Annotated in this window: 20 protein-coding genes and 3 pseudogenes; 8 read left to right on the plus strand and 15 right to left on the minus strand. The window is 56.6% G+C overall.

The window, feature by feature from the left end:
• Positions 1 to 269, plus strand: a pseudogene (locus tag ACWKV4_RS19440) (IS4 family transposase); the annotation flags it as partial.
• Positions 270 to 443: 174 nt separating this feature from the next.
• On the opposite strand, the gene ACWKV4_RS19445 reads toward ACWKV4_RS19440, so the two are convergent.
• A complete protein-coding gene (locus tag ACWKV4_RS19445) occupies positions 444 to 617 on the minus strand; it encodes a hypothetical protein (protein ID WP_483833842.1) in 174 nt (57 codons plus the stop codon).
• Positions 618 to 890: 273 nt separating this feature from the next.
• Here ACWKV4_RS19445 and ACWKV4_RS19450 point away from each other — a divergent pair, with 273 nt between their 5' ends.
• Both ACWKV4_RS19450 and ACWKV4_RS19455 read left to right on the plus strand, forming a co-directional pair.
• A complete protein-coding gene (locus ACWKV4_RS19450; RefSeq protein WP_242788595.1) occupies positions 891 to 1,703 on the plus strand; it encodes a Hachiman antiphage defense system protein HamA in 813 nt (270 codons plus the stop codon).
• Complete coding sequence (locus tag ACWKV4_RS19455) at positions 1,693 to 4,803, plus strand: DEAD/DEAH box helicase (RefSeq protein ID WP_483833841.1); 3,111 nt, start codon at positions 1,693 to 1,695, stop codon at positions 4,801 to 4,803. Before ACWKV4_RS19450 ends, ACWKV4_RS19455 begins: the two co-directional genes overlap by 11 nt.
• A gap of 288 nt (positions 4,804 to 5,091) precedes the next feature.
• On the opposite strand, the gene ACWKV4_RS19460 is transcribed toward ACWKV4_RS19455, so the two are convergent.
• The 7 genes and pseudogenes from ACWKV4_RS19460 to ACWKV4_RS19490 form a co-directional block, all read right to left on the minus strand.
• Complete coding sequence (locus ACWKV4_RS19460) at positions 5,092 to 6,408, minus strand: hypothetical protein (RefSeq protein WP_483833840.1); 1,317 nt, start codon at positions 6,406 to 6,408, stop codon at positions 5,092 to 5,094.
• A gap of 216 nt (positions 6,409 to 6,624) precedes the next feature.
• On the minus strand, positions 6,625 to 7,002 hold the full coding sequence (locus ACWKV4_RS19465; protein ID WP_483833839.1) for a hypothetical protein: 378 nt from the start codon (positions 7,000 to 7,002) through the stop codon (positions 6,625 to 6,627).
• A gap of 6 nt (positions 7,003 to 7,008) precedes the next feature.
• Positions 7,009 to 7,629, minus strand: a complete 621-nt coding sequence (locus ACWKV4_RS19470) for a hypothetical protein (RefSeq protein ID WP_483839552.1) — start codon at positions 7,627 to 7,629, stop codon at positions 7,009 to 7,011.
• Positions 7,630 to 7,666: 37 nt separating this feature from the next.
• A pseudogene (locus ACWKV4_RS19475) lies at positions 7,667 to 8,332 on the minus strand (tyrosine-type recombinase/integrase); the annotation flags it as partial.
• A gap of 300 nt (positions 8,333 to 8,632) precedes the next feature.
• Complete coding sequence (gene guaA / locus ACWKV4_RS19480) at positions 8,633 to 10,210, minus strand: glutamine-hydrolyzing GMP synthase (RefSeq protein WP_483833838.1); 1,578 nt, start codon at positions 10,208 to 10,210, stop codon at positions 8,633 to 8,635.
• Positions 10,211 to 10,331: 121 nt separating this feature from the next.
• Complete coding sequence (gene guaB, locus ACWKV4_RS19485) at positions 10,332 to 11,801, minus strand: IMP dehydrogenase (protein ID WP_483833837.1); 1,470 nt, start codon at positions 11,799 to 11,801, stop codon at positions 10,332 to 10,334.
• 77 nt (positions 11,802 to 11,878) lie between these two features.
• On the minus strand, positions 11,879 to 12,427 hold the full coding sequence (locus ACWKV4_RS19490; protein ID WP_483833836.1) for a sugar ABC transporter ATPase: 549 nt from the start codon (positions 12,425 to 12,427) through the stop codon (positions 11,879 to 11,881).
• 85 nt (positions 12,428 to 12,512) lie between these two features.
• Here ACWKV4_RS19490 and xseA point away from each other — a divergent pair, with 85 nt between their 5' ends.
• On the plus strand, positions 12,513 to 13,892 hold the full coding sequence (gene xseA, locus ACWKV4_RS19495; protein ID WP_483833835.1) for an exodeoxyribonuclease VII large subunit: 1,380 nt from the start codon (positions 12,513 to 12,515) through the stop codon (positions 13,890 to 13,892).
• Positions 13,893 to 13,949: 57 nt separating this feature from the next.
• Here the strand turns inward: xseA and ACWKV4_RS19500 are convergent, their stop codons facing one another.
• The 6 genes from ACWKV4_RS19500 to ACWKV4_RS19525 all read right to left on the minus strand — a co-directional run bounded on the left by ACWKV4_RS19500 (position 13,950) and on the right by ACWKV4_RS19525 (position 20,630).
• Entirely contained in the window at positions 13,950 to 14,447 is a 498-nt protein-coding gene (locus tag ACWKV4_RS19500) for a hypothetical protein (RefSeq protein ID WP_483833834.1), read from the minus strand.
• Positions 14,444 to 15,295, minus strand: a complete 852-nt coding sequence (locus ACWKV4_RS19505) for a winged helix-turn-helix domain-containing protein (RefSeq protein ID WP_483833833.1) — start codon at positions 15,293 to 15,295, stop codon at positions 14,444 to 14,446. Before ACWKV4_RS19505 ends, ACWKV4_RS19500 begins: the two co-directional genes overlap by 4 nt.
• A gap of 92 nt (positions 15,296 to 15,387) precedes the next feature.
• Complete coding sequence (locus ACWKV4_RS19510) at positions 15,388 to 16,686, minus strand: hypothetical protein (RefSeq protein ID WP_483833832.1); 1,299 nt, start codon at positions 16,684 to 16,686, stop codon at positions 15,388 to 15,390.
• 1 nt (position 16,687) lies between these two features.
• Entirely contained in the window at positions 16,688 to 19,201 is a 2,514-nt protein-coding gene (locus tag ACWKV4_RS19515) for a TcfC E-set like domain-containing protein (RefSeq protein WP_483833831.1), read from the minus strand.
• 115 nt (positions 19,202 to 19,316) lie between these two features.
• Positions 19,317 to 19,826 (minus strand): CS1 type fimbrial major subunit, encoded by a 510-nt coding sequence (locus ACWKV4_RS19520; RefSeq protein ID WP_483833830.1) that lies wholly within the window; start codon positions 19,824 to 19,826, stop codon positions 19,317 to 19,319.
• Positions 19,827 to 19,829: 3 nt separating this feature from the next.
• Positions 19,830 to 20,630 (minus strand): hypothetical protein, encoded by an 801-nt coding sequence (locus tag ACWKV4_RS19525; RefSeq protein ID WP_483833829.1) that lies wholly within the window; start codon positions 20,628 to 20,630, stop codon positions 19,830 to 19,832.
• Positions 20,631 to 20,718: 88 nt separating this feature from the next.
• On the opposite strand from ACWKV4_RS19525, the gene ACWKV4_RS19530 reads away from it, so the two are divergent.
• The 4 genes and pseudogenes from ACWKV4_RS19530 to leuA all read left to right on the plus strand — a co-directional run bounded on the left by ACWKV4_RS19530 (position 20,719) and on the right by leuA (position 24,786).
• Positions 20,719 to 20,961, plus strand: coding sequence for a hypothetical protein (locus ACWKV4_RS19530; protein ID WP_483833828.1), 243 nt, complete (start codon positions 20,719 to 20,721; stop codon positions 20,959 to 20,961).
• A 2-nt stretch (positions 20,962 to 20,963) separates the two neighbouring features.
• Entirely contained in the window at positions 20,964 to 21,791 is an 828-nt protein-coding gene (locus ACWKV4_RS19535) for a peptidoglycan DD-metalloendopeptidase family protein (RefSeq protein WP_483833827.1), read from the plus strand.
• A gap of 260 nt (positions 21,792 to 22,051) precedes the next feature.
• Positions 22,052 to 22,210 (plus strand): annotated as a pseudogene (locus ACWKV4_RS19540) (RHS repeat-associated core domain-containing protein); the annotation flags it as partial.
• 905 nt (positions 22,211 to 23,115) lie between these two features.
• Positions 23,116 to 24,786: a 2-isopropylmalate synthase gene (gene leuA, locus ACWKV4_RS19545; RefSeq protein WP_483833826.1), complete on the plus strand. Its 1,671-nt coding sequence runs from the start codon at positions 23,116 to 23,118 to the stop codon at positions 24,784 to 24,786.
• Between the two features lie 21 nt (positions 24,787 to 24,807).
• Here the strand turns inward: leuA and ACWKV4_RS19550 are convergent, their stop codons facing one another.
• Positions 24,808 to 25,260, minus strand: coding sequence for an REP-associated tyrosine transposase (locus ACWKV4_RS19550; protein ID WP_483833825.1), 453 nt, complete (start codon positions 25,258 to 25,260; stop codon positions 24,808 to 24,810).
• Positions 25,261 to 25,434: the final 174 nt, after the last annotated feature.

Below are 25,434 nucleotides of genomic sequence, written 5' to 3' on the forward strand. Positions count from 1 at the left end.
TGCGCCGGGAGGCCAGTCAGGCTGCGGTCGCTCACAAGCGGGCGCCCAGCGAAGTAAGTTTCAAGTTTGCCTGTCAGTACATTGCCAGTCATCTGGTGGTCATGGCCGGGGCCGTGTCGCCATCACATACGCCGAGGCGCCTGGAGGAACTGCGTGGCAGCATTGGTGTGCTCTTCATAACAAAACGCCCTAGGCCAGCGAGGCCCAGAGTGGTGAAGATGTCAAAAACCCGGTATCCGGTTAACCGCAAGGCTGCTCCGCTTAAGTGAACAGCATTGCGCAACTGAGCAGGCATTTTTGTTAGTCAACACAGGTCCCTTAGGGGGCGTAGGCTCACTCCCACTCTATTATCAATTGAACAGAAAAGTCCTTATAATACAGGAAATTCATAGATAAAACAGTCAAAAAACCATGAAAAGTGCCATGATAGAACCAAAGCCCGCTCAAGAATCCGAGCTTGCCTCTCTCATGGCAGAGGCAGCCGATAGCTGACGCTTTAGGATGGCCCACTCATCCGCATCACCGTCACGAACAACCTCGGCCAGCAGCTCAATCGCGTACGACGGATCAACCCGGAAAAGCTCTGCCATTGCCTCATCGTGACTACCGTCTTTCATGAATCGCCCCTAGTTTATAGATACCCTCAGCCTCAAGAATAGCCTACTCAGACCACGACAAAACCGTCCGACTCTGGCCGGTACTGCATGCATATATGACTGATAGAAACCGGCCAAAAACTGCCTGTCGGCCGGCTGCAAGCGAGTGCCTCTGAGCGCCTAGCTAAAAAGGACCTCGTAAGGCATCATCGCTCGGACGAGATGCCTTCATCAAAGGCTGAAATGCTTGCCCTCTGATTAGCCAAATTTGTCTAAATACACATAGGATGTGAAATGACATTAGTGGTAGCCCATCTTACTTGGCTCAAGCAAATCAATACTTATAAATCAGCTTGTGGGCGGCCTATCCCAGTCTATAAGCTTGAACATGATGCTTTGGACAGCGAAATTATGTCAGCATGGGCAAAGCACTTCAGAAACCATTACTGCCAAGATGAAGAACTCCAGTTTCTTAAAAACCCATTAAAAACAAACTCTGAATACTTATTGACTGAAAAATTCCCACATCAGTCAGTTGCTCCCGGCCCGAGCACACGAGCAGGTGATTTCGCTGAGATATTGGTAGCCGATTACCTCGAATATATCCAAAGCTATCAGGTTCCCCGGACGCGATATGATCGCAAGGGTATAGCCAATGAATCAACCAAAGGCTCTGATGTTATTGCTTTCAAGAAAACACCAGATGTTATTAGTGACAATGATGAGTTGTTGATTTTCGAAGTTAAAGCCAAGGCAAGTGAAAACACCAAGCTAAATGTCCTTCAGGATGCAATTGATCATTCAGTCAAAGATGAAATGCGCTTAGCAGAATCTTTGAACGCGATGCGACAAAAATTATTCGACAGAAAAGATTTCGACGGATTGCAAATGGTCGATCGTTTTCAAAGAGAGCCAGATCATCCCTGCAAGCGTAGGTACGGAGCCGCGGCAGTCTATACAGAGTCATCAATGCACGAAACCGTAGTGGCTACGTCGACTACTAACAACCACCCCAATTCAGAAAAATTGGAATTGCTGATCATAAGCGGAAGCCAATTGATGACACTTATTCACGAGCTTTACCGGAGAGCCGCAGATGAAGCTTGAAGTTAAAGCACGCGTCATTCTTGACGTTACTCGCGCCAAAGCAAAGCAGTACGAGTTCGGGATCGATGAAAAGCACCATATTGAACTCCCCCAAGACCCTAAGCGGCTACTTGTATTTACCGTAGGTATCCTTGGTGAGTTAGCCGCCCTTGAGTCCAGAGAGGACGATAAGCGACACGAATACAGGCTAATACTCAAAGAGCAGTTGGTACTAGCGGGGCAGTATTTTGAGTCGATGAGTACAGCCAGACTGACTCCTGAAACAGACGAATATCTAAGAATTTTAAGCTCCGCCTCTTATTATCTGGCGGACATGCCAGGCAGCTCATTAGTATTGGCTCGTTCGATATCAGACACTCCTAACGACTTAACCAATAGCAAGTTGGAGCGGCTTCTGACTTGGTTGTTAAAGTCGGAACTTAACAGAAATTTTAGCCTATCCCCAACTGGCGCCTATAATCATCAGATACGAAGTGTTGCCTTAGCCTATCGAGCTTTTACAAACTTGGATGCTGACCTTTTAGATGTAGAAGATGAGCTTTCAAACATTCGTAGATTGGTCTATTCCAGTGGAACAGATCGCGAATTGTTGCTCGTAGACACCATCGTGGCATTGATAAAGAGGAAGATTGATAACTCTTCGCTTGTATGCCTCCCGAAATATTCCGGCCTGTCGGTAGATCATTGGAAACAAACACTTGCTAATGATCGTTTTATTAAAGAGTTTTGGCCTGGGCAGCGTCTCGTTGGGGAACTAGGAGTGTTGAGAGGTGCTTCAGCAGTCATGCAGATGCCCACTAGCGCAGGAAAGACTAAATCAGCGGAATTGATAATTCGGAGCGCCTTCCTTTCAGGACGAGCAAAACTCGCAATCATAGTGGCCCCGTTTCGAGCGCTGTGCCGTGAAATCACTCAGGGATTCATGCATACTTTTGAATATGACTCGGTTAATGTCAATGAGCTTAGAGATATTACCAATGTTGATGATGACGAGCAGGAATTTCTAAAATTTCTCTTGGGCGAAGCTTATAAAGGAAGGTACGACCATACCATAATCGTCTCCACACCTGAGAAGCTAGTATATTTACTACGCCATGAGCCATCGCTTGCTGAAAAAATCGATCTTCTTATATTCGATGAAGGACACCAGTTTGACAGCGGAAAACGCGGGGTCACTTACGAGCTTCTTATCGCTTCCCTAAAAGAGACTATTCCATCCAATACTCAGAAAGTGCTGATTTCTGCTGTAATGTCTAACGCGGAAACTATTGGGGAGTGGCTTAACGGCGAGTCCAGCGTAAACATTCAAGGTAGCAACTGGCTCCCATCCATAAAGAGCGTGGCGTTCCTCAGCTGGATTACAGACATGGGTCAACTGAGCTATCTCGGACGAGATAACAAATACGACAGCGGACTCTATGTACCTAAAATTATTCAACAGGTAAATCTTGGCCGTCGCGGACTCGAGAAAAAAGATTTTATATTTCCAATCAGAGAGAAGACCCAAACAATTTCATGTTATCTCGGCTTAAAACTCTGCCATCAAGGGCCTGTAGCTATTTTTTGTGGGGACAAAAGGTCTATTGTCACTCTATGCAAAACAGTGGTCAAAGTTTACGACCGTGGTCTGTCGACTCCAAAACCCAGCGAAATATCCGATGAGAAGGAACTGTCGAAAATCGCATTCCTGTCAAAGCTACACTTTTCAGACAAACACATTTTTTCGGAAGCGATCCCTCTAGGAGTTCTGCCACACAGCTCAGCCGTGCCAAATGGTTTGAGAATAGCTATCGAATGGGCAATGGATAAAAAAGCTGCCCATCTCGTGATATGTACCTCAACCCTGGCACAAGGTGTAAATCTTCCAATTAAGTATTTGCTTGTATCAAGCGTAATGCAGGCAGGACGGCGGATCTCCACGAGAGAGTTTCAAAATTTGATCGGGCGCGCTGGACGATCAGGGTATCACACGGAGGGGGGTATAATCTTCACCGATCCCAAAGTCTACGATGGTCGCCACAATTGGAAAGGAAGGTTTAAGTGGAATGACACTCTCAAATTGTTAGACTTCAACAATTCGGAAGCTTGCCTAAGCAGCCTAATTGACATTATAAAGCCTTTCACATTTGAACAAGCCAAAGATGACCTTCTAGAGTTTGTTCAAAGGCCTGCGGCTCGGCGGACTGAATGGTGGCAATGGGGACTCGCGAGTAAAAATGATGTAACTGAACTCATGAAAGAAATGGATACAAAAGAACAAACACTCAATGCAATAGAAAGTTATTTTCTATCAATGCTTAAGGATGACGACTCTCTACTTAAACTAGAAGTATTCTTAGATCTCGCCAAAGAAACTCTAGCCTACTACCTTGCTGAGGACGATGAGAAGGCGCAATTACTAGCAATTTTCGCAATAATCCATACACGCCTACAATCCGTGCCGTCTGAAAAATTTCCATACTACGGAAAAACTTTACTCGGCCTCGACCAACTTAGGTTTATTGAGAACTGGATTGATGAAAACTTATGGGATCTTGAGCTCAGTGAATCACCGCAAGAGTTACTCAATGTTTGCTGGCCACTAATAGCAAAATTTTCCATCAGCAAAGTTATTTCCAATATACGCCCAGAAAACCATGCTGTAGAAATTGCGAAGCGTTGGTGCAATGGCGATAGCTACCACAGTATATTGACCTACGCAAAAAAAAGCGCCATAAAGGTGCAAGCCAAAACACAAATTCGCACCATCACTCAAGAGCATATTGTGGATTTTTGCTCTGCCCTTTCCTATGATGGGATGCTCTTAGTTGGTGGATTAGCCGATATAGTCGAAGGGAAATCTATAGGCGACGTAATTTTAACCAATGCCAGATCGCTTCAAAATCAGCTGAAGCTCGGTTTATCAGACGAATTTCATATGTGGCTGTATGGCCAAGGATACTCGGACAGAGAAGTATCGAAGCATATTGCAGAAAATTTGGAAAAAGTTATGAGCGCAAACAATACTTTTGATTTTAAGATACTTAAAGCAAATCAAGGGCTTTTGGCTGATATACTATCTAACCTGCCCACTGTTTTCTCCGAGGTAAAGGTTCGCTAAGATTCTATCGCTGTGACTTTGGCTTACTAAAAAATTAAGAGTTTTAGAGTTTTAGATAGTAGTTGTTCATAGTGACTGCGCTTTGGGGTTGCCGAACGTCCGCTTCTGGCCGTTTTTAGCCCATGGTGAGCGACAGCTTTGCTTTGCCCGCTGCCTATCACAATAGGGCAGCAGTTAGCGGATATTTGCCTATCGTGACCGTCAGCTATGGGTTTATAGCGGTCACCAGCGGCTGGCAGCTTTCAACCATAGTAGTCTCCTGCCCTTGCCGCCTGTTGATCTATAAATTTAGTATCTGGCAAAATCTGGATAGGAGAAAAGCTCGCCACTCCTAGATCTTTCAAGCCATTTGAGTGATGAATCAACTTGATATCTATCAACAACAGCTTCAGCCAAAACATTATGACCTAACGCATAAAGCGAAGTTACCATGCTGGACATTGCATTTGTTTTATCATAAATATGCATAAAGCTTTCTTTCACACTTTGAATGCCAAGTCTAAAATCTCCATTAATTTCCCGGAGCGTATTTTCATATAGCTCTTCGTAAAACTCTATGTATAACCTGTCGCGCGCAAAATAAAACAAAGTATGCAATCCTGCGAGATATTCAGGCGTCAGCCTCGTCTCAAATTCACTCCAAACTAAACTCCTAGTGCTGACTCTTTCCTTTATGCTATCAAGCATTGACTCCGTTCGATCCCAGTAATCTAGACCAAGGCTTGGTGCTTCTGGGATTAAGCTCTTGGCATTCTGAGGTGCCCACTGATCAAAGAAGAAAAATAGCTGATCTGGGATTATGCCTTTAAGTGGTAACGGGTCGCCTATCAGAGAAGAAAGAAAATAATGCGATTTTATTTTTTCAACAGCTTTCGACAGATCTCTGCTACCAATACCGTACTTACACATAATCTGTTGTTTGATATCTTTAAATCCTGGTGTTGCCCATTCAGATTTCGGAGGTAGATCTCTGGCCAGTCTATAAATCATTGGGCGTGAAAGCCTTGATATAAAAGTTCCTTGAGCATATTCATCCTTAAGCCACAGATTCAAATTATGTAGTTTATCCAAGTTGCTTTCTAGCTGCCCAAATTTTTCTTTTAAACGAAAAAAATTAATAGATGCGACGTCAGTCAGGTGTTTTTTGCTTTCATTGCTTAAAGGGTAACGAAACGTCTGCCCGGTGGCGTCTACCTCTGCAATATCCGAGATGGTTTCGGCAATTAGGTTGTTAATATCTTCATAACGGCCATCCAGAATCTCAGAGTTAAGCTTGAAAAAGCTCCAAATGTTTCCAATATCATGCGACCCGGATAAATCGAACGAAAATTCGTATTTTTTCGCTTTGGCTACGAACGACAGTTCCTGAATTGCTCCTTTCAGCCTTAACTCCACCGAATGGCGCATATTAAAACAAACGGGATATACTAGATCATCAATTTCCATATCCATTTTCTTGGAAAGAACTTGATCAATCAGTAAGTTAGCAGCGGTGGAAAAACCTTTGGAATACTCAAAATATCCTGGGCTGCCGTTGTCTCCTACGCAGGCATTTGCCCATGTAGGCTCCGAACCACAGAAAGTTGAATTTTTATTTCCGACCATGATTAAACCCTATTTTTACTTAGGCGAGTTTGGACAGTGCTCAGCTAATGATTTTGCCAAAAGCAGCTAGCCGCGACTATGATTCCGTTCAGTGCTTGCGATGGTCATCAGCGTAGCTGACTTTGCCCTGTAGCGGTCACCCGTGAGGGGCAGCTATTGGCCGATAGCCGCCTCTTACTGGCGTCCGCTATTCGCCAAAACCAGCTGTTAATAAGTTCACCCTTTATCTATAGCGTCCTGGCGGATGCCACGCGTCAATTGCTCGACTAGATTAAGCGCTTCAGCCACAGCCTCGCGCTTGATTACCAACCGCTGCCCAGATTTATACCGTGTGTCACCGGTTTTTCGGATGTAATCATCATCAACAACACCCTGCGTGTGCGCGAGCAGATGACGCTGCTGGAAGACAGTTGTCAGTTGTTCCATCTCGACGACCGTAAGATGCTTGTCGTAACCGCCTCCTGTTGCGGCCGCCCAGAGAGCTGAACCCTCGGCAAGATTCTGAAATGCGTTGCGCCGGGTCTTCGCTGTCGGCGCTACGCGCGCGTGAAGCGCTTCTGTAACCCTCTGAAATGCCGTCACCGCGTTCTGCAAAGCGCTCTAAACGATCAGACGGCACGTGTTCTCAGCAGTATCCGCGTCTGCTATAGCAACTCTGATGGCGTTAACTGCTTCAAGCGACTGCCGGATGCCCTGTGCCGTGAGGTCGAAGACAAGTTCCGCAGCGTTTGTCCCGCAAGATGGACAGAAATACGCCGCCCCGACAACGGCATACCGACATCTGCATTCGCCACAGGTGATCTTGAGACGCATGGGCGCTGCCGCTGCATAGGGGATCGGAACATTTTGAGGCCTGCTGTCCACTTTCATGCTCATGGAGATGAATCCACCGCTAGGCTGCCTCTGATTAAATCTCTGCGCATCAACGCGAAGCGCCCCCCCTATAGCCGCTTGAACATTCGCTAGAGCAGCGTCCCGCACATGATTCAGTTGTTCCTGGGCCCACCAACTCTGAGCATCAGCGGTATGGCCGCAGAACGGGCAAAAGACCTCCTCGTCCCTAACTTTGTCCTCCCAATCTGCCATCAGAACCTTGAACTGAGCTAGGCATTCTGGGGCGGGACACTCGCGATCAAAGTAGTTCTCATCGTCTGCGGAAATGGCGACAGTAGATTTTTCTTCGCCAAGCTTTTTTAATGCACGGATTGTTTCTTCGAACATCGCCAGCCTCCCAGCAGCGGCACCGTGAGTAAGCAGTCGCAGTACCGATCCGATCCATGTACTGGTACATCAGCGGAATTTCATCAGGCGTCAACGCCCGGTCGCGTGGCTCGAATTTAGCGATGCTGGCAGGCCTTACTAGATCCGCGGGGTTTTCAACCTTCTGACCACGCTCAACGGCCCAACGAAAGACCTGCAGCACGATCTCACGCGAATGGACAGCGGTTGCAGGCGCACCCCGCTCCACTATCGCGTCGGTCAGTGCTCGCAGATCCTCATGAGTGATTTCAGCGAGCTTCTGATTGCCAAACTTCGGCTTCAATTCGCGCTCATAGACTGACCGGCGCATATCTCGTGTCGAGTCCGCCATCTGATAGCCGCGCAGCCATTTTTCAGCCCAATCATCAAAGGTCTCTGCGCCCTTCGTGCGAGCCTTCGCACGCGCTTTCTCCTTTGCCGGAGACTTGCCAGTGGCGATTATCTTCTTCGCCTCCCCTAGCAGCTCGCGGGCCTCTGCCAGCGTGATCCCCCCTAAGCCATAACGACCGAAGGTGCTGGTCTCCTGCCGGCCGTTGATGGAGTAGTTGTAGCGAAAGCAGATCAAGCCGGCCGGGGTGACGACTACGTACAAACCGTCACGGTCAATCACCTTGTAGAGCTTGTCCTGGGGCTTGAGATTTCGAAGCTTGGTATCGGTGAGCATGGCTTCCACTATTCCCATAAAGAAGTACCATGCCCTGAAAAGCGCGGAAAATTGGGTCTATCCCCAGTAAAACCGGGACTTTACTCGATACCATGCCAGCACTGGGAGAATGAACATGATATCGAGCACCAAGCATGGCATTTGGCTCAGTCAATACCCCGTACCATGCCACATAAACACGGTGCTTGGCGATGCACAAAACTGCCGGAATTTGCCAGACCCAAAAAGCCAAAAGCCCGCAATTACGCGGGCTCCAGGGCGTTTATTGCTAGATCGTGCCCGGCAATGCCGGACGCCCAATCATTCCCACTCAATAGTAGCCGGCGGCTTGCTGCTCACGTCGTACGTCACCCGCGAAATCCCCTCAATCTCGTTGATGATCCGCCCACTGACTTTTTCCAGCAGTTCATACGGCAAATGTGCCCAGCGGGCGGTCATGAAGTCGATGGTTTCTACCGCGCGCAGCGCCACGACCCAGGCGTAACGGCGGCCGTCGCCGACCACGCCTACGGATTTCACGGGCTGGAACACCACGAACGCCTGGCTGACTTTGTGGTACCAGTCGGCGTTGCGCAGTTCTTCGATAAAGATATGGTCGGCCTGGCGCAGCAGGTCGGCGTATTCCTTTTTCACCTCACCGAGGATGCGCACGCCCAGGCCTGGGCCTGGGAAGGGGTGGCGGTAGACCATGTCGTAGGGCAGGCCGAGTTCCAGGCCAAGGCGGCGGACCTCGTCCTTGAACAGCTCGCGCAGGGGTTCTACCAGCTTGAGGTTCATTTCCTCCGGCAGGCCGCCCACGTTGTGGTGGGACTTGATCACGTGCGCCTTGCCGCTTTTGGCGCCAGCGGACTCGATTACATCGGGGTAGATGGTGCCTTGGGCCAGGAACTGAATATTGTGCAACTGGCTCGCCTGGGCGTCGAACACGTCGATAAAGGTGCGGCCGATGATCTTGCGCTTTTTCTCTGGGTCCGCTTCGCCGGCCAGGTTGTCCAGGAACTGCTGTTCGGCGTTGGCGCGGATGACCTTCACACCCATGTTCTCGGCGAACATGGCCATCACCTGCTCACCTTCGTGCAGGCGCAGCAGGCCGTTGTCTACAAATACGCAGGTGAGCTGGTCACCGATGGCCTTATGTAGCAAGGCCGCGACTACTGAAGAATCCACGCCGCCGGAGAGGCCCAGCAGTACGTTGGCATCGCCTACCTGGGCGCGCACGTGTTCAATGGCGTCGTCGGCGATGCGTGAAGGGGTCCACAGGGCTTCACAGCCGCAGATGTCCAGCACGAAGCGCGAGAGGATGCGCCCGCCTTGCTTGGTGTGGGTGACTTCTGGGTGGAACTGCACGCCGTAGTAGCCACGCTCGTCGTCGGCCATGCCGGCGATGGGGCAGCTTGGGGTGCTGGCCAGCACGTGGAAGCTGGGCGGGATTTCGGTGACCTTGTCGCCGTGGCTCATCCACACGTCCAGGCCCAATACGCCGTCGGCGTCGATATGGTCTTCGATCCCGCCGAGCAAGCGGCTTTTGCCGACCACGTCTACGCGAGCGTAGCCGAATTCACGCAGGCTGGAGCCCTCTACCCGGCCGCCGAGCTGTTCGGCCATGGTTTGCATGCCGTAGCAGATACCGAACAGCGGCACGCCCAGGTCGAACACGGCCTGGGGCGCGCGTGGGCTGTTGGCCATGTGTACGGATTCCGGGCCACCGGCGAGGATGATCCCACGCGGCGCGAATTCGCGGATCGCTTCATCGCTCATGTCAAACGGATGCAGCTCGCAATACACGCCGATTTCCCGCACGCGGCGGGCGATCAGCTGAGTGTACTGGGAACCGAAATCGAGGATCAGGATACGGTGGGCGTGAATATCGAGGGCCATGGGGAAACCTTGGAGGGCAGCTGCAAGCCATAAGCCGCAAGCTGCAAGTAGTGTGAATAGCGGCAGGCAGCCCTGCTCGGACCACTTGCCGCTTGAAGCTTATGGCTTGAAGCTGTCAGCCTTAGCCGACCCTGTAGTTGGGCGCTTCCTTGGTGATCTGCACGTCATGCACGTGGGACTCGGCCATGCCGGCACCGGTGATGCGTACGAATTCCGGCTTGGTGCGCATCTCGTGGATGTTGGCGCTGCCAGTGTAGCCCATGGAAGACCGCAGGCCGCCCATCAACTGATGGATGATGGCTGACAGTACGCCCTTGTAGGGCACGCGGCCTTCGATGCCTTCAGGGACCAGCTTCTCGGCGCCTTCGGAGGAATCCTGGAAGTAGCGGTCCGAAGAGCCTTGTGCCTGCGCCATGGCGCCCAGGGAGCCCATGCCACGGTAGGCCTTATAGGAGCGGCCCTGGAACAGCTCCACTTCGCCCGGGGCTTCTTCGGTACCGGCGAACATCGAGCCCATCATCACGCAATAGGCGCCGGCTACAATAGCCTTGGAGAGGTCACCGGAGAAACGGATGCCGCCGTCGGCGATCAGGGGAACGTCAGTGCCTTTCAGGGCTTCGGCCACGTTGGCCACGGCGCTGATTTGCGGCACGCCAACCCCTGCGACGATACGGGTGGTGCAGATGGAGCCCGGGCCGATACCGACCTTCACGCCATCAGCGCCTGCCTCTACCAACGCGCGAGCGGCGGCGCCGGTGGCGATGTTGCCGCCGATCACCTGCACCTGTGGGAAGGTTTGCTTGACCCAGCGAACGCGATCGATCACGCCCTTGGAATGGCCGTGGGCGGTGTCCACCACCACGACGTCCACGCCAGCGGCGACCAAGGCGGCAACACGGTCACCGGTGTCTTTGCCGGTACCGACCGCGGCGCCCACGCGCAAGCGACCCTGGTCGTCCTTGCTGGCCAGCGGATAGGCCTTGGCTTTCTCGATGTCCTTGACGGTCATCATGCCCTTGAGCTGGAAGTCGCCATCGACGATCAGGACCTTCTCCAGGCGGTGCTTGTGCAGCAGCTGGCGAACTTCTTCCTTGGTGGCGCCTTCACGCACGGTCACCAAGCGATCGCGCGGGGTCATCACTTCGCGCACCGGGATGTCCAGGCGGTTTTCGAAGCGCACATCGCGGGAAGTGACGATACCGACCAGGTCCCCATCATGCAGCACGGGTACGCCAGAGATATTGTGCAGGCGGGTAAGCTCGAACAGGTCACGTACCGTGGCGTCGGCCTCGATGGTGATCGGGTCCTTTACCACGCCGGCCTCGAACTTCTTGACCTTGCGCACTTCCGCGGCCTGTTGTTCGACGGTCATGTTCTTGTGGATGATACCGATGCCACCTTCTTGGGCCATGGCAATGGCCAAACGGGCCTCGGTCACCGTGTCCATGGCAGCGGACACCAGAGGGATATTCAGTTCGATGCCACGGGTCAAACGGGTCTTGAGGCTGACTTCATTGGGCAGTACCTCGGAATAACCGGGGACCAACAGAATGTCATCGAAAGTCAGGGCTTCTTGGCTGATACGCAGCATCGCGGGGGCTCCCGGGCGGGAAAATGGAAGCGCGTCATGATACCTGTTTATCCCCACAGGCTCAATGCGCGCATGCTTTACAGTTGCACGTCGACCAAGCGCACCGGCCAATCCAGCCGCTGCGCGAAGGCCTCTACGAAGGCCTCGGTAAACCCGGCTTCGCTCCAGCCTTCGAAGATAAACCCCAGGTTGGAGAAGCCACAGGGTTGCAGGAACAGAAAGCCGTTGATGTCGTCCTCGAAGCCGCACAAGGGGCAAGTGAAGTTATCGGTCACGCCGGGGTACCACTCATCCAGGCTCTCGAACAATGGCTCCCCCACTTCGCGCCGGCATTTGGGGCAACCGGCCTCTTCGAGAAAGCCTTTTTGCGGCGTATAGATGCAGCGCTTGGTTACGATACGTACACCGTTGAAGCGCTCCTTGAAGGGTAGCAGCTCCGGGCGCTTGACCACGCGCCGGGCACCTTCGGTGATGGCATAGCCCATGCCGTTGCCGCCTCGGCAGCAGGTGGTGGCCTGACCGTCAACGATGTTTTTATGCACCAGCCAGCGCAGCATCAGGCTAGCGGCGCCTTCGTTGCCGGGAACGGAAGAGAGTTGTGGAACCAGAATGCTTTGCGAAGCCATGTGAACGCCATACAACGACGGAACGGTTGGTGATTCTACCATCAGCAGCCGCGACAGCCGACCTGCTTGGCATTATCATCGGCTTATGAATACCGACCCCTTTGCCAGGCTAGGCCTGGACCGCCAAGTCCTCACCGTTTCCCAACTCAACGGGCGCGCCCGGGTGTTGCTGGAGGATGTGTTCAGCAGCGTCTGGGTGGAAGGCGAGATCTCCAACCTCGCGCGCCCGGCCTCGGGCCATTTGTACTTCACCTTGAAAGACGCCAGCGCCCAAGTGCGTTGCGCGCTGTTCCGGCAGAACACTACGCGGGTGCGCCAGGCGCTGCGCGATGGGCTCGCGGTCAAGGTGCGTGGCAAGGTGTCATTGTTCGAAGGCCGAGGCGATTACCAGCTGATACTCGATACCGTGGAGCCTGCAGGGGATGGCGCGCTACGCCTGGCGTTTGAGGCGCTGAAAGATAAGCTTAGCGCCGAGGGCCTGTTCAGCGCCGAGCGTAAGCAAGCCTTGCCAGCGCACCCTCGCCGCATCGGCATTGTGACCTCCCCAGGCGGGGCGGTTATTCGGGACATCATCAGTGTATTCCGCCGCCGGGCACCCCAAGTTCAGCTCACGGTCATCCCCACCGCCGTGCAAGGGCGCGAGGCCATTGGGCAGATTGTAAAAGCCCTAAGCTTGGCGGACCGGCACGGCTTCGATGCAATCATCCTCGCGCGGGGCGGCGGCTCGCTGGAGGACCTCTGGTGTTTTAACGAAGAAGCCGTGGCACGGGCGATTGACGCCTGCGTCACACCAGTGGTCAGCGCCGTAGGGCATGAAACCGATGTCTCCATCAGTGACTTTGTAGCGGACGTGCGTGCCCCAACGCCCACGGCTGCCGCCGAACTGCTGGCGCCGGACAGCAACGACCTGCAACGCCAATTGGCCAGCCTCAAACGCCGCCTGTTACTGCGCATGCAGCACCGCCTGGCCCATGATCGCCTGCAGTTGGAAGGCCTTACCCGCCGCTTGCGCCACCCTGGCGAAAAGCTGCGCCAGCAGGCGCAACGGCTTGATGACCTGGACATGCGCCTGCGCCGCGCCTTCACCGCCGCGCTGGCGCACCGCCGCCAACGCCTGACGCACCTGGATGCGCGCCTGGCCGCGCAGCACCCCGGGCGCACCCTGGCCCTGCTGGGCCAACGCCTGGAGCAATTGCGCCAGCGGCTTCCCAAGGCGATCCAGGCCCGGCTGCATCGGGATCGCCTTCGCCTGCAAGCGCAGGCCCAAGCGCTCAATATCATCAGCCCGCTGGCCACCTTGGGGCGCGGCTACAGCATTTTGCTAGACGCTCGCGGACAGGCGATCCGCGGCGCTAGCCAGGCCCAGCCCGGCCAGCGGTTGACGGCAAGGCTGGGCGAAGGGGAATTGACCGTGCGGGTGGAAGACAACAGCCACACACCCGTGACCCTGCCCTTGTTCGATTGATCTACGGTGGCGACGGGCTTCATAACCGTGTCGCCCCGGGCGCGGGTAACCCCGCCGCTACGCGGGCGGGGCCGAACAATAAAGCCTGGGCATGGCGATAGCGCCCAACGCGCGGGCATGCTCCCCGACCCTCATCACTTGCAGGTAGTAATCGCTGTCCGGCTCATGAAAATACTCCAGCGCCCACTTGGCCGGCATGGTATCCCCCATTCCGCGGGCGACCTTGTCTATGCGTTTTTTCAGGTAAGGGCCGGCCTGGCCATAGGCGAACTCGGCTACGCGATGGAACGTGCGCGCCTGTAATGGCATGCCCTGCGTAAGGGTTTCCACGCGCCCATTGAGCCGTTCCAGGCCGCGCCCGTTGGGATGGTAGTACTGGCTGAGCCGGGCGAACACCCGGATTTGCTGGCCTTGGGGCGTGAGCCGCAGCACCTCGAAGGGTGTATCGCACTGCCACTGGAGCCTTGCTGGCGTGAACACCCCGGTGGCCAGTACCCATGGGGCAATGGCCAACAGCAGCACGCAACCTACGCGCAGTACATTGAGCGCGCTCATTGAACACGCTCATCGACGATCAGGTACGACAGGCAGGCGGCCTGGGCATGGTCAATAGGCGCGTCGCACAGGAAATAACTGTACACATCGTCGCGCAGCGTGCCGTTGATATACACGTAAGGGCGCTCGGCCAAAGGCATGGCGCCGGGCGGCAGCCGTTGCAACCTGCGGATGTGCCGCCCTATAGCCTCGGGCTTGCCCGCCAAGGTAGCCCCTGCAAAGAAGCGCGGCGGGCCATGGCTTGCCACCGGCATATACGGGGCAAGCACTTCGCTGCCTAAGGGGGATGCACTGCGCCGCGCCTCCCAATTGAACGCAAGCGCGGTATTGAGCCCCAGGAACGCACCGGTGTAGGCCAGCAGGCGAACGCGCCGCCACAGGGCCCGGGCACGTGCGCCTCGAACGATGCCAGGGCGTCTTGCCCTTCCAGGCACGGCCGGAGGATCAAGTTCGGCGGGCAGTACCTTCGCCACGGTCGGAACGGCCACCGGCGCTTGCGTACGCTCGCCGTCCAGCTTGTCGATAGGCAGGCAGTCGGCCACTTTGTAGCCGATGCGTGGCACGGTCACCAGCCAGTCCGGCGACTGCCCCAGGCTTACCAGGCAGCGCCGGATCTGCGCCACCGACTGGTTGACGCTATTGCCAGACACCTGCTGCCCATAGCGTTCCCAGCCTTTATAAAGCAGCTCTTTTTTCGTGACGATAGTGCCTTGCGCCTCAAGCAGCGCCGTCAGGCAGCGGCTGGCCGCCGCGCCCAGCAGCACCATGGCAGTTGGGTCTGCAACACAAGACAATTCAAACGCTTCATCGTCGAAGAGGGTAGTTTGGTCTATCACATAGCGCGTCACGCGGCCTCCCAAGACATTCAAACGTCAAGCCGCACTCCCTGGCCCATCATCCTGTCTAGGAACCTACCGCGCGGCCCTCGGCACCCGCTCACCTAGAGGCTGGCGTCGAACACGACCGTGGCTACCCCTGTGTAGGTTTGCCCGGCGTACGCCGCCATCTGCGCGGTGGCGCTGGCCGCCATATCATAGTAAAGCGTGGCCGTGCGATCGAACTGAACCACCTTGGTCTGAAACACCTGGGCATTGTTGCTGCCCATGAGCAGCCTGTGGCGTTGCACCGGTTGCTGGCTATCCCGCGCCACCACCCCGTAGGGCAAGCTCAGTGAAATATCCACCGGGACTTTCGATTGCCCACTCGGCTCCTGTATCGCGCAGGTGCCCGCTACGGTGTATTCGCACTCAAGGTGCACGCTGAACGCCCCGGAGCTGGACAGCTTGAAGCGCTGCTGCGCCGCCAATGATGGGGCGTTTTTACCGGTATTGATCCACGCTTGCCAGCCCCCAGGGGGCTGCAAGATCGCGCGGTCCGAGCCGGGCGGGAAATCCACCTTGAGCAGGTGATTCACCGCCAGGTCGAAATTGATGGTGAGCTCTTCGTCCGAGGGCAGCGAATTGTCGCCAAAGTCGAAGTCCCGCCCTGGGCCAACCCCCAGGGTCAGGCTGCCATGGTAGCGGCCAAGGTCCATATTGAGCGGGTCTGGCGTGATCAGCTCGTAGGCAATCGATAGCGTTCTGTACATAAAGGGCGCGGGAATGGTCATCCTCGCCTTTTTGATACACGCGCCCACCCCTTCGGGGACTCGCCAGAACCACCCATACCACCTTAACCCGTAGTACCCCACTCCTGAATACCGGCAGGGCGCTGGGGTGTTAACCCAGGTGTAGTCCCACATATCCCTGTGGGCGGGAACCGGATCAGGCATGGACACCTGATATTCGCCCCCAAAGCCCGACACCCTGAATTTGAGTTCCGCCGTGGCCCCGGTCTTTTCGTGGGTAACCCTAACGGTACGGAAACTCGACGGCAGCTGAAAATACGCACCCTTGCGCGGATCGGGCTCAACGTCCGGCGGCTCGATGGGGGTTGTGGTCTGAAAGGTCACGGGTAACAAAATGCTGAACATGTCCGGGCACTGCCCAGGGTACCGATCACAATACCCCTCGTTGGGCGTGGTGTTCACAAACCTGTTATGGGCAGGGTTAGCCTTGTCCGGGGAGTACACCGCCGTGACGTTCAGCTGCGCCGCCTGGGCAACGGGTGCGAACAGCGTGGTGAAGCCGCTGGCCATGACCAGCGCGATAGCGGTACGCATCATCGCTCCCCTTGTTCCATTGGCCAGGCCGCTGAGTTGGCGCCCGAAAGCGCCTTTTGCAATAAGCAGGTTGCGCACTTTAACCCTCCTGCCGCGCGACCGCCGGGGCGTTTGGCCGGCAAGTGAGGTCCGCGACCATCAATACGTCGTTTTCACGCCTGTGCTGGCCTGGGTCGAGCACGATGGTGCACGCCGGTCGGCCGCCATGACTCACCTCCAGGGTGGGCGTGGATTCGCTCATTTCCAGCACGAAGAAGCCGTCGGCCTCGGTCACGCCGGAGCTGGCGTGGTTGTTGATGCGCGCGCCACGCATGGGGCGGCCTTGAGGGTCGAGCAGGCGGCCAAGTACCGAGACCGTCTTGAAGACCCGCACCTGTTGGTACTGCACCGCGCCCTTGTTCAGGTGATAGCGGCTCAGGGACGGCTGGATATGCGCGGCATAGGCGTCGGCCGTGGCAAAGTCGAATTGCACCGCACCGCTCTTGAAGGCCCCTACCGGGATGAGGTTGCGCCCTGGCTTGAGTTCGCCACTGTGGCCGCCGCCCAGGTCATCGGCGCGCAAAGCCAGGCCGGGCAGGTCGGAGTCAACATCCACGATCATCGCCGCCTGGTTCCCGTAATACCGCCCGCTGACCGCCACCTGGCCGCCACCCAGCGCCAGGGTGCTGTCCAGGTTCAGGCCGCCGCTCAGGTCATCGTTATAAGACGAGCGCTGGGCATAGAGGTCGCCGTTGAACTGCGACGTCTGGAAATACGCCTGGCCCGCGAGGCCCGTGCCGTAGGTATCGGCCGTAAGCGTGCCGGAATAGCCACGCAGCAATCCATCGTCATAATGGCGCTGGTAGCCCAGCGAGGCATTGAGGTCGCGGCTGCCATCCGGGCCAGTACGGCTACCGAGGCTGGCGGAAATATTACTGCCGGCACCGCCCAGCGCCATATTGATACCTACCTCCACGCCCCGGTTGCGTTGGCTGCCGGTGGTCACGGTGGCGGGCCGGTCAAACAGCGATACCCGCCAGTTGACGTTGCTGCCAAACAACTTGCCGTTGCGCAGCCAGCTCAGGTCCAGGGCGACACCCTGTACATTACCGGTGCTGTGAGCAATCCGGGCATTGAGGCTGCTGTCCAGATTCAACCGGTGGTTGATCGAGAACGACGTGGTTTGGGTGCGGCCGGTGTAATTGTTGCGACGGCGTACCCTCACGCCGTCGAGGTAATCATAGGTCTTGCGAGTATCGAGCCAGGCGCGGTTGTGGTTGAACGAGAGGCTGCCGCTGCCGTACCGGTAAATGCCTTGCACGTCCATGCCGGTGCCGTACTGGCGGGTCTGGTACAGGTTGGCGTACAGGCTGCCCCTGTCGCTGACGGTCCAGTCCATGGACGTGCCCAACTGGTTTTTCTCCGCGATGCGCTGGGCAGAGAGCCCCAGCACAAGCCGTGGGTGGGCCAGGTAGTTGAATAGCCCGCCAAAGGTCGCGCTCTGATTGGGCGTGTCGTCCCAATTATTGAGCAGTTGGGCATTGCGGCCCGCGTAAAGGTTATAGCGCCAGCGCTGTTCGGCGTTATGCCAGTTGTTAGGCTTGTAGATCACTTCTTCGGTAGTGGAGGTCACCGTGCCATCTTCCACTACCCGTACTTCAACCGGGTAGATGCCGCCGGGCAGCTTGCGGGTATCGATCGCTTGCAGCCCCGTTTGCACGGCCTGACTGTTGATCAATACTCCGTTGCGATAGATCTCGACCACGCCTGGGCGGGCCGGGGTGACATAGACCGGGTAGGTACTGGGGCTGGCGGTTTCGACGGCCAGGCTGTCGCTGCTGCCGTACATCAGCCCCAAGGTGGTGTCTGGGCTGCCACCGAACTGGCGTGGACGTTGGTACAGGCCCAGCGCGTCAGGGGTGAAATAACCCAGGCGGAAAAACTGCCCTTGCAGTTCGCGCTGGGTGTAAAGCTCGTTGATCGAATGGTACAGCGGCGCGCCCGGCTCGCCGGTCTTGGCGAGCTGCGCGGTGGCCGTCTGGCTCCAGTCGCCCAGGCTGCCGCTGGCTTGCAGGTAGTAGCGCCCGGCGTTCTCGTCGCTACCGCCGGCGATGTTCAATTGGTTTTGCAGCACCAGGCCATAGGTGCCTGCTTCGGGCAGGCTGTTGAACCGCGCTGGAACCGCGCCCCTTTCCACGTTTTGCGTGAGAATAAACAGCTGGGAGTCTTCGAGTTGGTAGTGAAGGGCAATCAGCCCGTTCGGGCAATTGCTGGCACAGGTGCCCAGTGGCGTGTCTTCGGCCAGCGCTTGAGCCCAGAGCTGACGCTCCGTCTCCGGGATGCTGCTGTCCTGGGTATCGGTAAAGCTGAGCAAGCGAACGGTTTCATCGCGGCTGACCACGGCTAAGGCATCCCCCAGAAAGCGGCCGTCCACTTCAACGCGCATGGCCAGGGGCACGTCGAAAAAGTGCGCTTCGAAGCCTTCCGGCAAGTCGGCGGCCTGGTTAAGCACGGGCAAGTGGGCCTTGGCATTCCCGGCGTTTGCGAGGTCTATTGGCAGTACCGCCAGGCAATAGCACGCCAGCAAGGCACCTTTGAGTGCATTGTTGAACATTGTTTTCCCGTTTAGGCGTAAGTCGAGGGGCCCTTGCGAGGCGCTTGATTCATCAGCAGGGGCCCGCCGGCGTCGTTCTGCCGGGCGGGCCTGTTGCCAGAAGGTGCCGGTACCGTTACGGCGCCACCACGGCATCGAAGGTCATGTTGACGTTGCCCGAATACTCACCCGGCGCGAAGCCACCAGCAGGCTTGGCCCCTGGCGCGATCTCCAGGGTTACCCGTTGGCCGGCGGCGGCTTCGCTGGCGCTGGCCACTTCTATCGGCGTTGTGCTGCTCAGCACTTTGTCGTTGAACCTGACCACCAAGGGGATGGAGTTGGTGCCATTGCTCAGGTACGCGTCGGTATCCGTCAGGCGCGCCTGGATGGACCCGGCCGTATGCTTGATATCGAATGGCTTACGGAAGCGATCCAGGGTTTCCTGCACCAGGTTCCATTCCATGCGCTGGGGCAAGCCGATCCAGCCGCTGTCCGCTGGCTGTACATAGAACGAGGTGGTGGGCACGGTTGCAATCAGCTGCACCTGATGTTCCACCACGTCATCGGCCGCGACGGCGGTACCGGCGAACAGTCCCAGTGCCAGGGCTACGGCCAGTGGTGAGCGTTTGAGGGTATTGAACAGCATTGGTTACTTCCTTTTGGGTTGGGGGGTTGTGTGGGTGGCGACTGGCAAGCCGGCGGCTTCGCCGAGCGCCACGGGTTGTTCCTTCGCGCCCTCTTGCAGCACAAAGCTGTAGGTGCGGTCAGGTAACCTGGTGAACTGGTAGTGCCTGCCAGGCAGCACGTAATGCTGGGTAAGCGGCTTGCAGTTGGTAGGCTCGGCACGGGCGCAATCCTTGAACTGGTCCAGCACGACCACCGAGTTGCCGGCGTTCTCGACCGTATAAAGGCTGCCCTTGTCCAGTAGCCGGGTGTCGTAGGTCACCTGATCGGGCCGTACGAACAGCACGGTGCCAAAGCCGGACAGCACAGTGACGCCGGCGGACAGCGCCTTCTTATAGGCATCCTGCTGTGCGTCGCTCAGGTCGAAGCGCTCGGCGCGGTTGGGCAGCACAGGCATGAAGCGCACCCGGAAATAACGCTCCTTGGGGCGCGCGCCGAGAAACAACAAGCGTGTGGACTGCCTGCCGTTGGCTGGCACGATCAACCGCGCGGGGCTGGCGATAAGGGTGTTGTGCTGGAGCATGGCCGCGTCCCCCAGCGCCTGGGGCGCCAGCTCGCGTTGATTGCCCTGCTCGTCGATAACGATTTCCTGCACCGTGACCTTGATAAAGGCGGTGCTGGTGCCAGAGTTGTACACCCGCTTGAGCAAGGCGCTTTTGCCAGCATCCAAGAAATTAAACATCGCGCCAGGGTTGATCGCTGGCGACCCTGTCGCTGAACCATTGGCGCCGAGCAAGAGCGCCGCGAGCATGAAAAACCTGTGCATGGCATACCCATATGCAGTACGAGAACAGTGCGGAGCACAGGGTTGCGCTTGGGTAACACTTGCTGGCAGCAAGCGATGCGGCAACCCGGTGACCACGAATGGCGCACAGTGTTGCAGCGACGAACGGTCATGGGGAGCGACCGGCAGCACAGATCAGCGAGCACAGGCGTGCATCACGGCGTTTCATGGTTTCTTATGGGTTTACACAGGCTTCCCGTTCAACCCACTGCCCCCAGGCAAGCGCTTGACCGCTCGCCAGGCCAAGGGCGAGCATAGCGTTCGCGCCCAAGACCACCCGGTGGCTTCGGTCACCCCTTCGCTGTTGGACTGACCATGTACCGATCACTGCTCACCCTGCTGCTTGCCCTCTGTGCCCTGCCCGCCTGGGCCGACAGCTACCTCACCCGCCAGTTGAACGCACCGGTACCGGGCGGCGTGGCCGTGGTGGACCTCGGCAACGCGCCTGGCGCGCCCCAGGCCTTTCTAGGCAACAAGCCAGTGCTGGTGGTCAAGGAGCAGGACACCTGGCGGGCCGTGGTAGGCATCGCCTTGAACACCCCACCTGGGCCACTGGCCTTGCAGGTGCGTCAGGGAAGCAGCCAGCGCAGCGTGGCTTTTACCGTGGGCAGCAAGACCTACCCCGAGCAACGCATCACCCTTAAGAACAAACGGCAGGTCAACCCCGAGCCCGACGACCTTGTACGTATCAATAAAGAGTTGGCGGAACAAAACCGCGCCTATGCCAGCTTCAGCCCCGGTACGCCCAGCAACCTGCTGTTGGATAAACCCGTGAATGGCCCCCTGTCGAGCCGCTTCGGCGTACGCCGCTTCTTCAATGGCGAAGAGCGCAACCCTCACGCCGGTCTGGATTTCGCGGTGCCCGCAGGCACACCTATCAAAACCCCGGCCGCCGGGAAGGTCATCCTGGTGGGCAACTACTTCTTCAACGGCAACACGGTGTTCGTGGACCATGGTCAAGGCTTTATCAGCATGTTTTGCCATATGTCGAAGATAGGTGTCAGCGCTGGCCAGTTACTGGCGCGCGGCGCGGTGGTAGGCAAGGTGGGCAGCACAGGCCGCGCTACCGGGCCGCATATGCATTGGAATGTGAGCTTGAACGATGCGCGTGTGGACCCGGCGATCTTCATTGGCGCGCGATGAGTGGGTGCGCCAGGGATGCCAGACAGTACGCGATCTAGCCTGACAGAGTGCCAGGAATACCATGGGCCTATGAACTTGTATGCTGCGGGTTCAGAGTTTGTGGACCTATGGCCATGTTATTCATCACCGACACACTTGATACCGTAAATGCACTCCTGCCCTCCACACGTGAACGCCGCGCGGTCCCCCTGACGGCCTGGGGCCACAGGCGTCTGGACGCACCCAACCCTGGTTTGCATGGCGCCTGGTACGAATCAGGGGGTTATTATCTTCTAGGTAACGGCTACCGGATGTACTCGCCGCGGCTAATGCGTTTTACGTCCGCCGATAGCCTCAGCCCTTTTGGGAAGGGCGGGCTGAACGCTTATGGGTTTTGTTCAGGCGATCCCCTGAATGTAACTGACCCCACAGGGCACATGCCCCTACCTGTTACTGCTATAGCTCGCTCCCTTGATGAAGTGCTTGAGGTAAGCCGGACGATTGCGTCGCATCTAGACCCTGTAAGCGTCATGGCGCTGAGCTCTACATCGAAAGCCTGGAGGGGGGCATTACAGGTAGAGCGCACAGCGGCTATACGCGCCGGTCAATACGCCCAGTACGCGCGTGAACTCGCCGAACCCTATGTCATCTCTCGACTTAGCCGCGCAGGCGTGCCCAGCGATAAATTACTGACCAGTTATCGATATGGCGGTCGGGGCATGTCCGGCAAGGCGCGCAGCTTTTTAGAAGGTCGGGAAGGAAGGCATCTGGCTAATGGCAGTAACGTCAAACGTCTGGATACCGCTCATGAGGTGCTAACCACGGAATTCCCACTGTCACAAACGGCCGAAGGACGGCTTGGCTACGTTGTTACGCGAACCAGGGCCAACAAGGCCAAGATTGAGACAGTACGTTACTACGCCAGCCAGCTCGACTTTTGGTACAGCCGATTACCACCTCTCTACTAGCCGGGAATTCGTCATTGCATTTTTTACAGTGTTGAGAGAACGAGAGCCTGGGCCAAACATACGCTTGGCGCGTTACCTCCCTTGCTCAGGAAGGACGCAACACCCCTCTGTTTTTCAGTGATTAATAAGATTTTCTGCCTAAAAATCGAATTAAATTGGCTTCTTCTACTAATTTTTATGACGTACTTGCGACTCCTCCCTGCACTGGTTAGGGTTTGAGGCATGAGTAATCCCACTACCCACATTCTGCTTCGCCAGCACCTGAGCCTGAACCTGGTCAGTGACCGACTGCCGGGCTAAACAGTTGCGCCTCGCCTTACTCAGCCTATTGAAGCCAAGCCGACCCGTTGCCGTCGTTGCGAAAGGATTTTCACCCCATGACCATGCTCAAGAACCCCTCCAGCAAGTACCGCGCCTTCCCTACCATTGACCTGCCTAACCGCACCTGGCCCTCCAAGGCCATCACCACGGCGCCTATCTGGTGCAGTTCGGACCTGCGTGATGGCAATCAGTCTCTGATTGAGCCAATGGATGCCGAGAAAAAGCTGCGGTTCTGGAAAACCCTGGTCAAGGTAGGGGTCAAGGAAATTGAAGCCGCCTTCCCTTCCGCCTCGCAAACCGATTTCGACTTTATCCGCACCCTGATCGAGGACGGCCACGTACCCGAGGACACCACCATTCAAGTGCTGACCCAGGCTCGTGAAGACCTGATTGCACGCACGTTCGAATCCTTGCGCGGTGCCAAGAAGGCCATTGTTCACCTATACAACGCCACCTCGCCTTCCTTCCGCCGCATCGTGTTCAACCAGGACAAACACGGCGTGAAGGACATCGCGGTCAGCGCCGCCAAGCTGTTTGTGAAATACGCCGAACAGCAGCCGGATACCGAATGGACTTTCCAGTACTCACCAGAAACCTTCAGCGCAACCGAGCTGGAATTCGCCAAAGAGGTGTGCGACGCGGTGATCGAGGTGTGGAACCCCACGCCCGAGAAGAAAATCATTCTTAACTTGCCGGCCACCGTGGAAGTGTCCACGCCCAATGTGTATGCCGACCAGATCGAGTGGTTCTGCCGGAACATCAACCGCCGCGACAGCGTGTTGATCAGCCTGCATACCCACAACGACCGTGGCACTGGCGTAGCGGCCACCGAGCTGGGCTTGATGGCCGGTGCCGATCGCGTGGAAGGCTGCCTGTTCGGTAACGGCGAGCGTACCGGTAACGTAGACCTGGTGACCCTTGGGCTGAACCTCTATACCCAGGGCATTGACCCGTTGCTGGACTTTTCGGACATCGACGGCGTGCGCAAGGTGGTCGAGGAATGCAACCAGTTGCCCGTACACCCGCGCCACCCCTACGTGGGGGACCTGGTCCACACCGCGTTCTCCGGCTCCCACCAGGACGCTATCCGCAAGGGCTTTACCCAGCAGAAAGAAGGCAGCTTGTGGGAGGTGCCCTATCTGCCCATCGACCCGGCGGACATTGGCCGCAGCTATGAGGCGGTGATCCGCGTGAACAGCCAGTCCGGCAAGGGCGGCATCACCTACTTGCTGGAACAGGAATACGGCATCAACCTGCCGCGCCGCATGCAGATCGAATTCAGCCAGGTCGTGCAGGGCGAGACCGACCGCCTGGGCCTGGAAATGACCGCCGAGCAACTCTACAAGTTGCTGCAAAAGGAATATCTGCAAGCCAACCTGCCTTACGCTTTGGTCAGCCATCGGTTGAGCGAAGAGAATGGTAACAGCCAGGTATTCGTGGAGATCAGCAGCGAGGGCGAAACCCTGCACTGGCACGGCAAAGGCAACGGTGCGCTGGAAGCGCTGGTCACCAGCCTGCCGGTGGACGTGGAAATCATGGATTACAACGAGCACGCTATTAGTTCGGGCACCAATGCCAAGGCCGCGGCCTATATTGAATTGCGCGTGGCGGGCGAACGCCCCGTGCATGGCATTGGCATAGACGAGAACATCACCACCGCCAGCTTCAAAGCCCTGTTCAGCGCCCTTAACCGCTCCTTGAGCCAGCGCGCCGCACAGGCCGCTTGATACGAGGGCGTGCTGGTATCGCTACAACCATCCGCGCGCATCCCATAATGGGTAATCCGCTACCGACGTCGCCAACCTTGCCCTTAAGGGGTTGGCGATGATGTATCGGGCCGCAGCCCTTACGGAGTCTTCCGCGCGTAGGGCGCGGTCATGGTAGCCCTTTTGCCATAAGCGCCCTTGGTTGCCCATTTCCCTGTTATAGGCCACCGTTGATCGCGACTTCAATCGCGCTATAACGGTACTCAGGGTATGGCGTTCAAGTGAAAACAGCCAATGAAGATGGTCTGGCATTATTACCCACGCGTGGGTGATGGTATGGCCTTCTGTATCCGCAGCCTGGAATGCGCGAACAACGGGCCGGGCGCTAGGCCAGTCCAAGAATCGCTCGCGGCGCCTGTCGGTCGTGATCGTAACGAGGTAGATGCGGCCTTCTTCGGAAAAGCGGCCTTTGCGCAAGGTATGCGTCCTATACATGCCCGGGCCTCCCTGCCCGCTTCGTTTGCGAAACAAACCCTAGCATGACCGCAAGCCATTCTGGCAACCAACCGTGTTACACCCTATGGCTGGGCTCTAAGGTATAGCAGCCAGGCTTGCCTGCGACTGGGCATACAACGTGGTGAGGCCGGTCGCCGGCAAGCCGGGCTGCTA

Source organism: Pseudomonas artemisiae, assembly GCF_057128685.1.

Excerpts from the sequence above, each read along its gene's own strand:
- ACWKV4_RS19525 (WP_483833829.1), bottom strand. The coding sequence starts at position 20,630 with ATGCACAGGTTTTTCATGCTCGCGGCGCTCTTGCTCGGCGCCAATGGT.
- guaA (WP_483833838.1), bottom strand. The coding sequence starts at position 10,210 with ATGGCCCTCGATATTCACGCCCACCGTATCCTGATCCTCGATTTCGGT.
- ACWKV4_RS19515 (WP_483833831.1), bottom strand. The coding sequence starts at position 19,201 with ATGTTCAACAATGCACTCAAAGGTGCCTTGCTGGCGTGCTATTGCCTG.
- ACWKV4_RS19490 (WP_483833836.1), bottom strand. The coding sequence starts at position 12,427 with ATGGCTTCGCAAAGCATTCTGGTTCCACAACTCTCTTCCGTTCCCGGC.
- ACWKV4_RS19445 (WP_483833842.1), bottom strand. The coding sequence starts at position 617 with ATGAAAGACGGTAGTCACGATGAGGCAATGGCAGAGCTTTTCCGGGTT.
- xseA (WP_483833835.1), top strand. The coding sequence starts at position 12,513 with ATGAATACCGACCCCTTTGCCAGGCTAGGCCTGGACCGCCAAGTCCTC.
- leuA (WP_483833826.1), top strand. The coding sequence starts at position 23,116 with ATGACCATGCTCAAGAACCCCTCCAGCAAGTACCGCGCCTTCCCTACC.
- ACWKV4_RS19535 (WP_483833827.1), top strand. The coding sequence starts at position 20,964 with ATGTACCGATCACTGCTCACCCTGCTGCTTGCCCTCTGTGCCCTGCCC.
- ACWKV4_RS19550 (WP_483833825.1), bottom strand. The coding sequence starts at position 25,260 with ATGTATAGGACGCATACCTTGCGCAAAGGCCGCTTTTCCGAAGAAGGC.
- ACWKV4_RS19470 (WP_483839552.1), bottom strand. The coding sequence starts at position 7,629 with ATGTTCGAAGAAACAATCCGTGCATTAAAAAAGCTTGGCGAAGAAAAA.
- ACWKV4_RS19460 (WP_483833840.1), bottom strand. The coding sequence starts at position 6,408 with ATGGTCGGAAATAAAAATTCAACTTTCTGTGGTTCGGAGCCTACATGG.
- ACWKV4_RS19455 (WP_483833841.1), top strand. The coding sequence starts at position 1,693 with ATGAAGCTTGAAGTTAAAGCACGCGTCATTCTTGACGTTACTCGCGCC.
- ACWKV4_RS19500 (WP_483833834.1), bottom strand. The coding sequence starts at position 14,447 with ATGAGCGCGCTCAATGTACTGCGCGTAGGTTGCGTGCTGCTGTTGGCC.
- ACWKV4_RS19450 (WP_242788595.1), top strand. The coding sequence starts at position 891 with ATGACATTAGTGGTAGCCCATCTTACTTGGCTCAAGCAAATCAATACT.
- ACWKV4_RS19520 (WP_483833830.1), bottom strand. The coding sequence starts at position 19,826 with ATGCTGTTCAATACCCTCAAACGCTCACCACTGGCCGTAGCCCTGGCA.
- guaB (WP_483833837.1), bottom strand. The coding sequence starts at position 11,801 with ATGCTGCGTATCAGCCAAGAAGCCCTGACTTTCGATGACATTCTGTTG.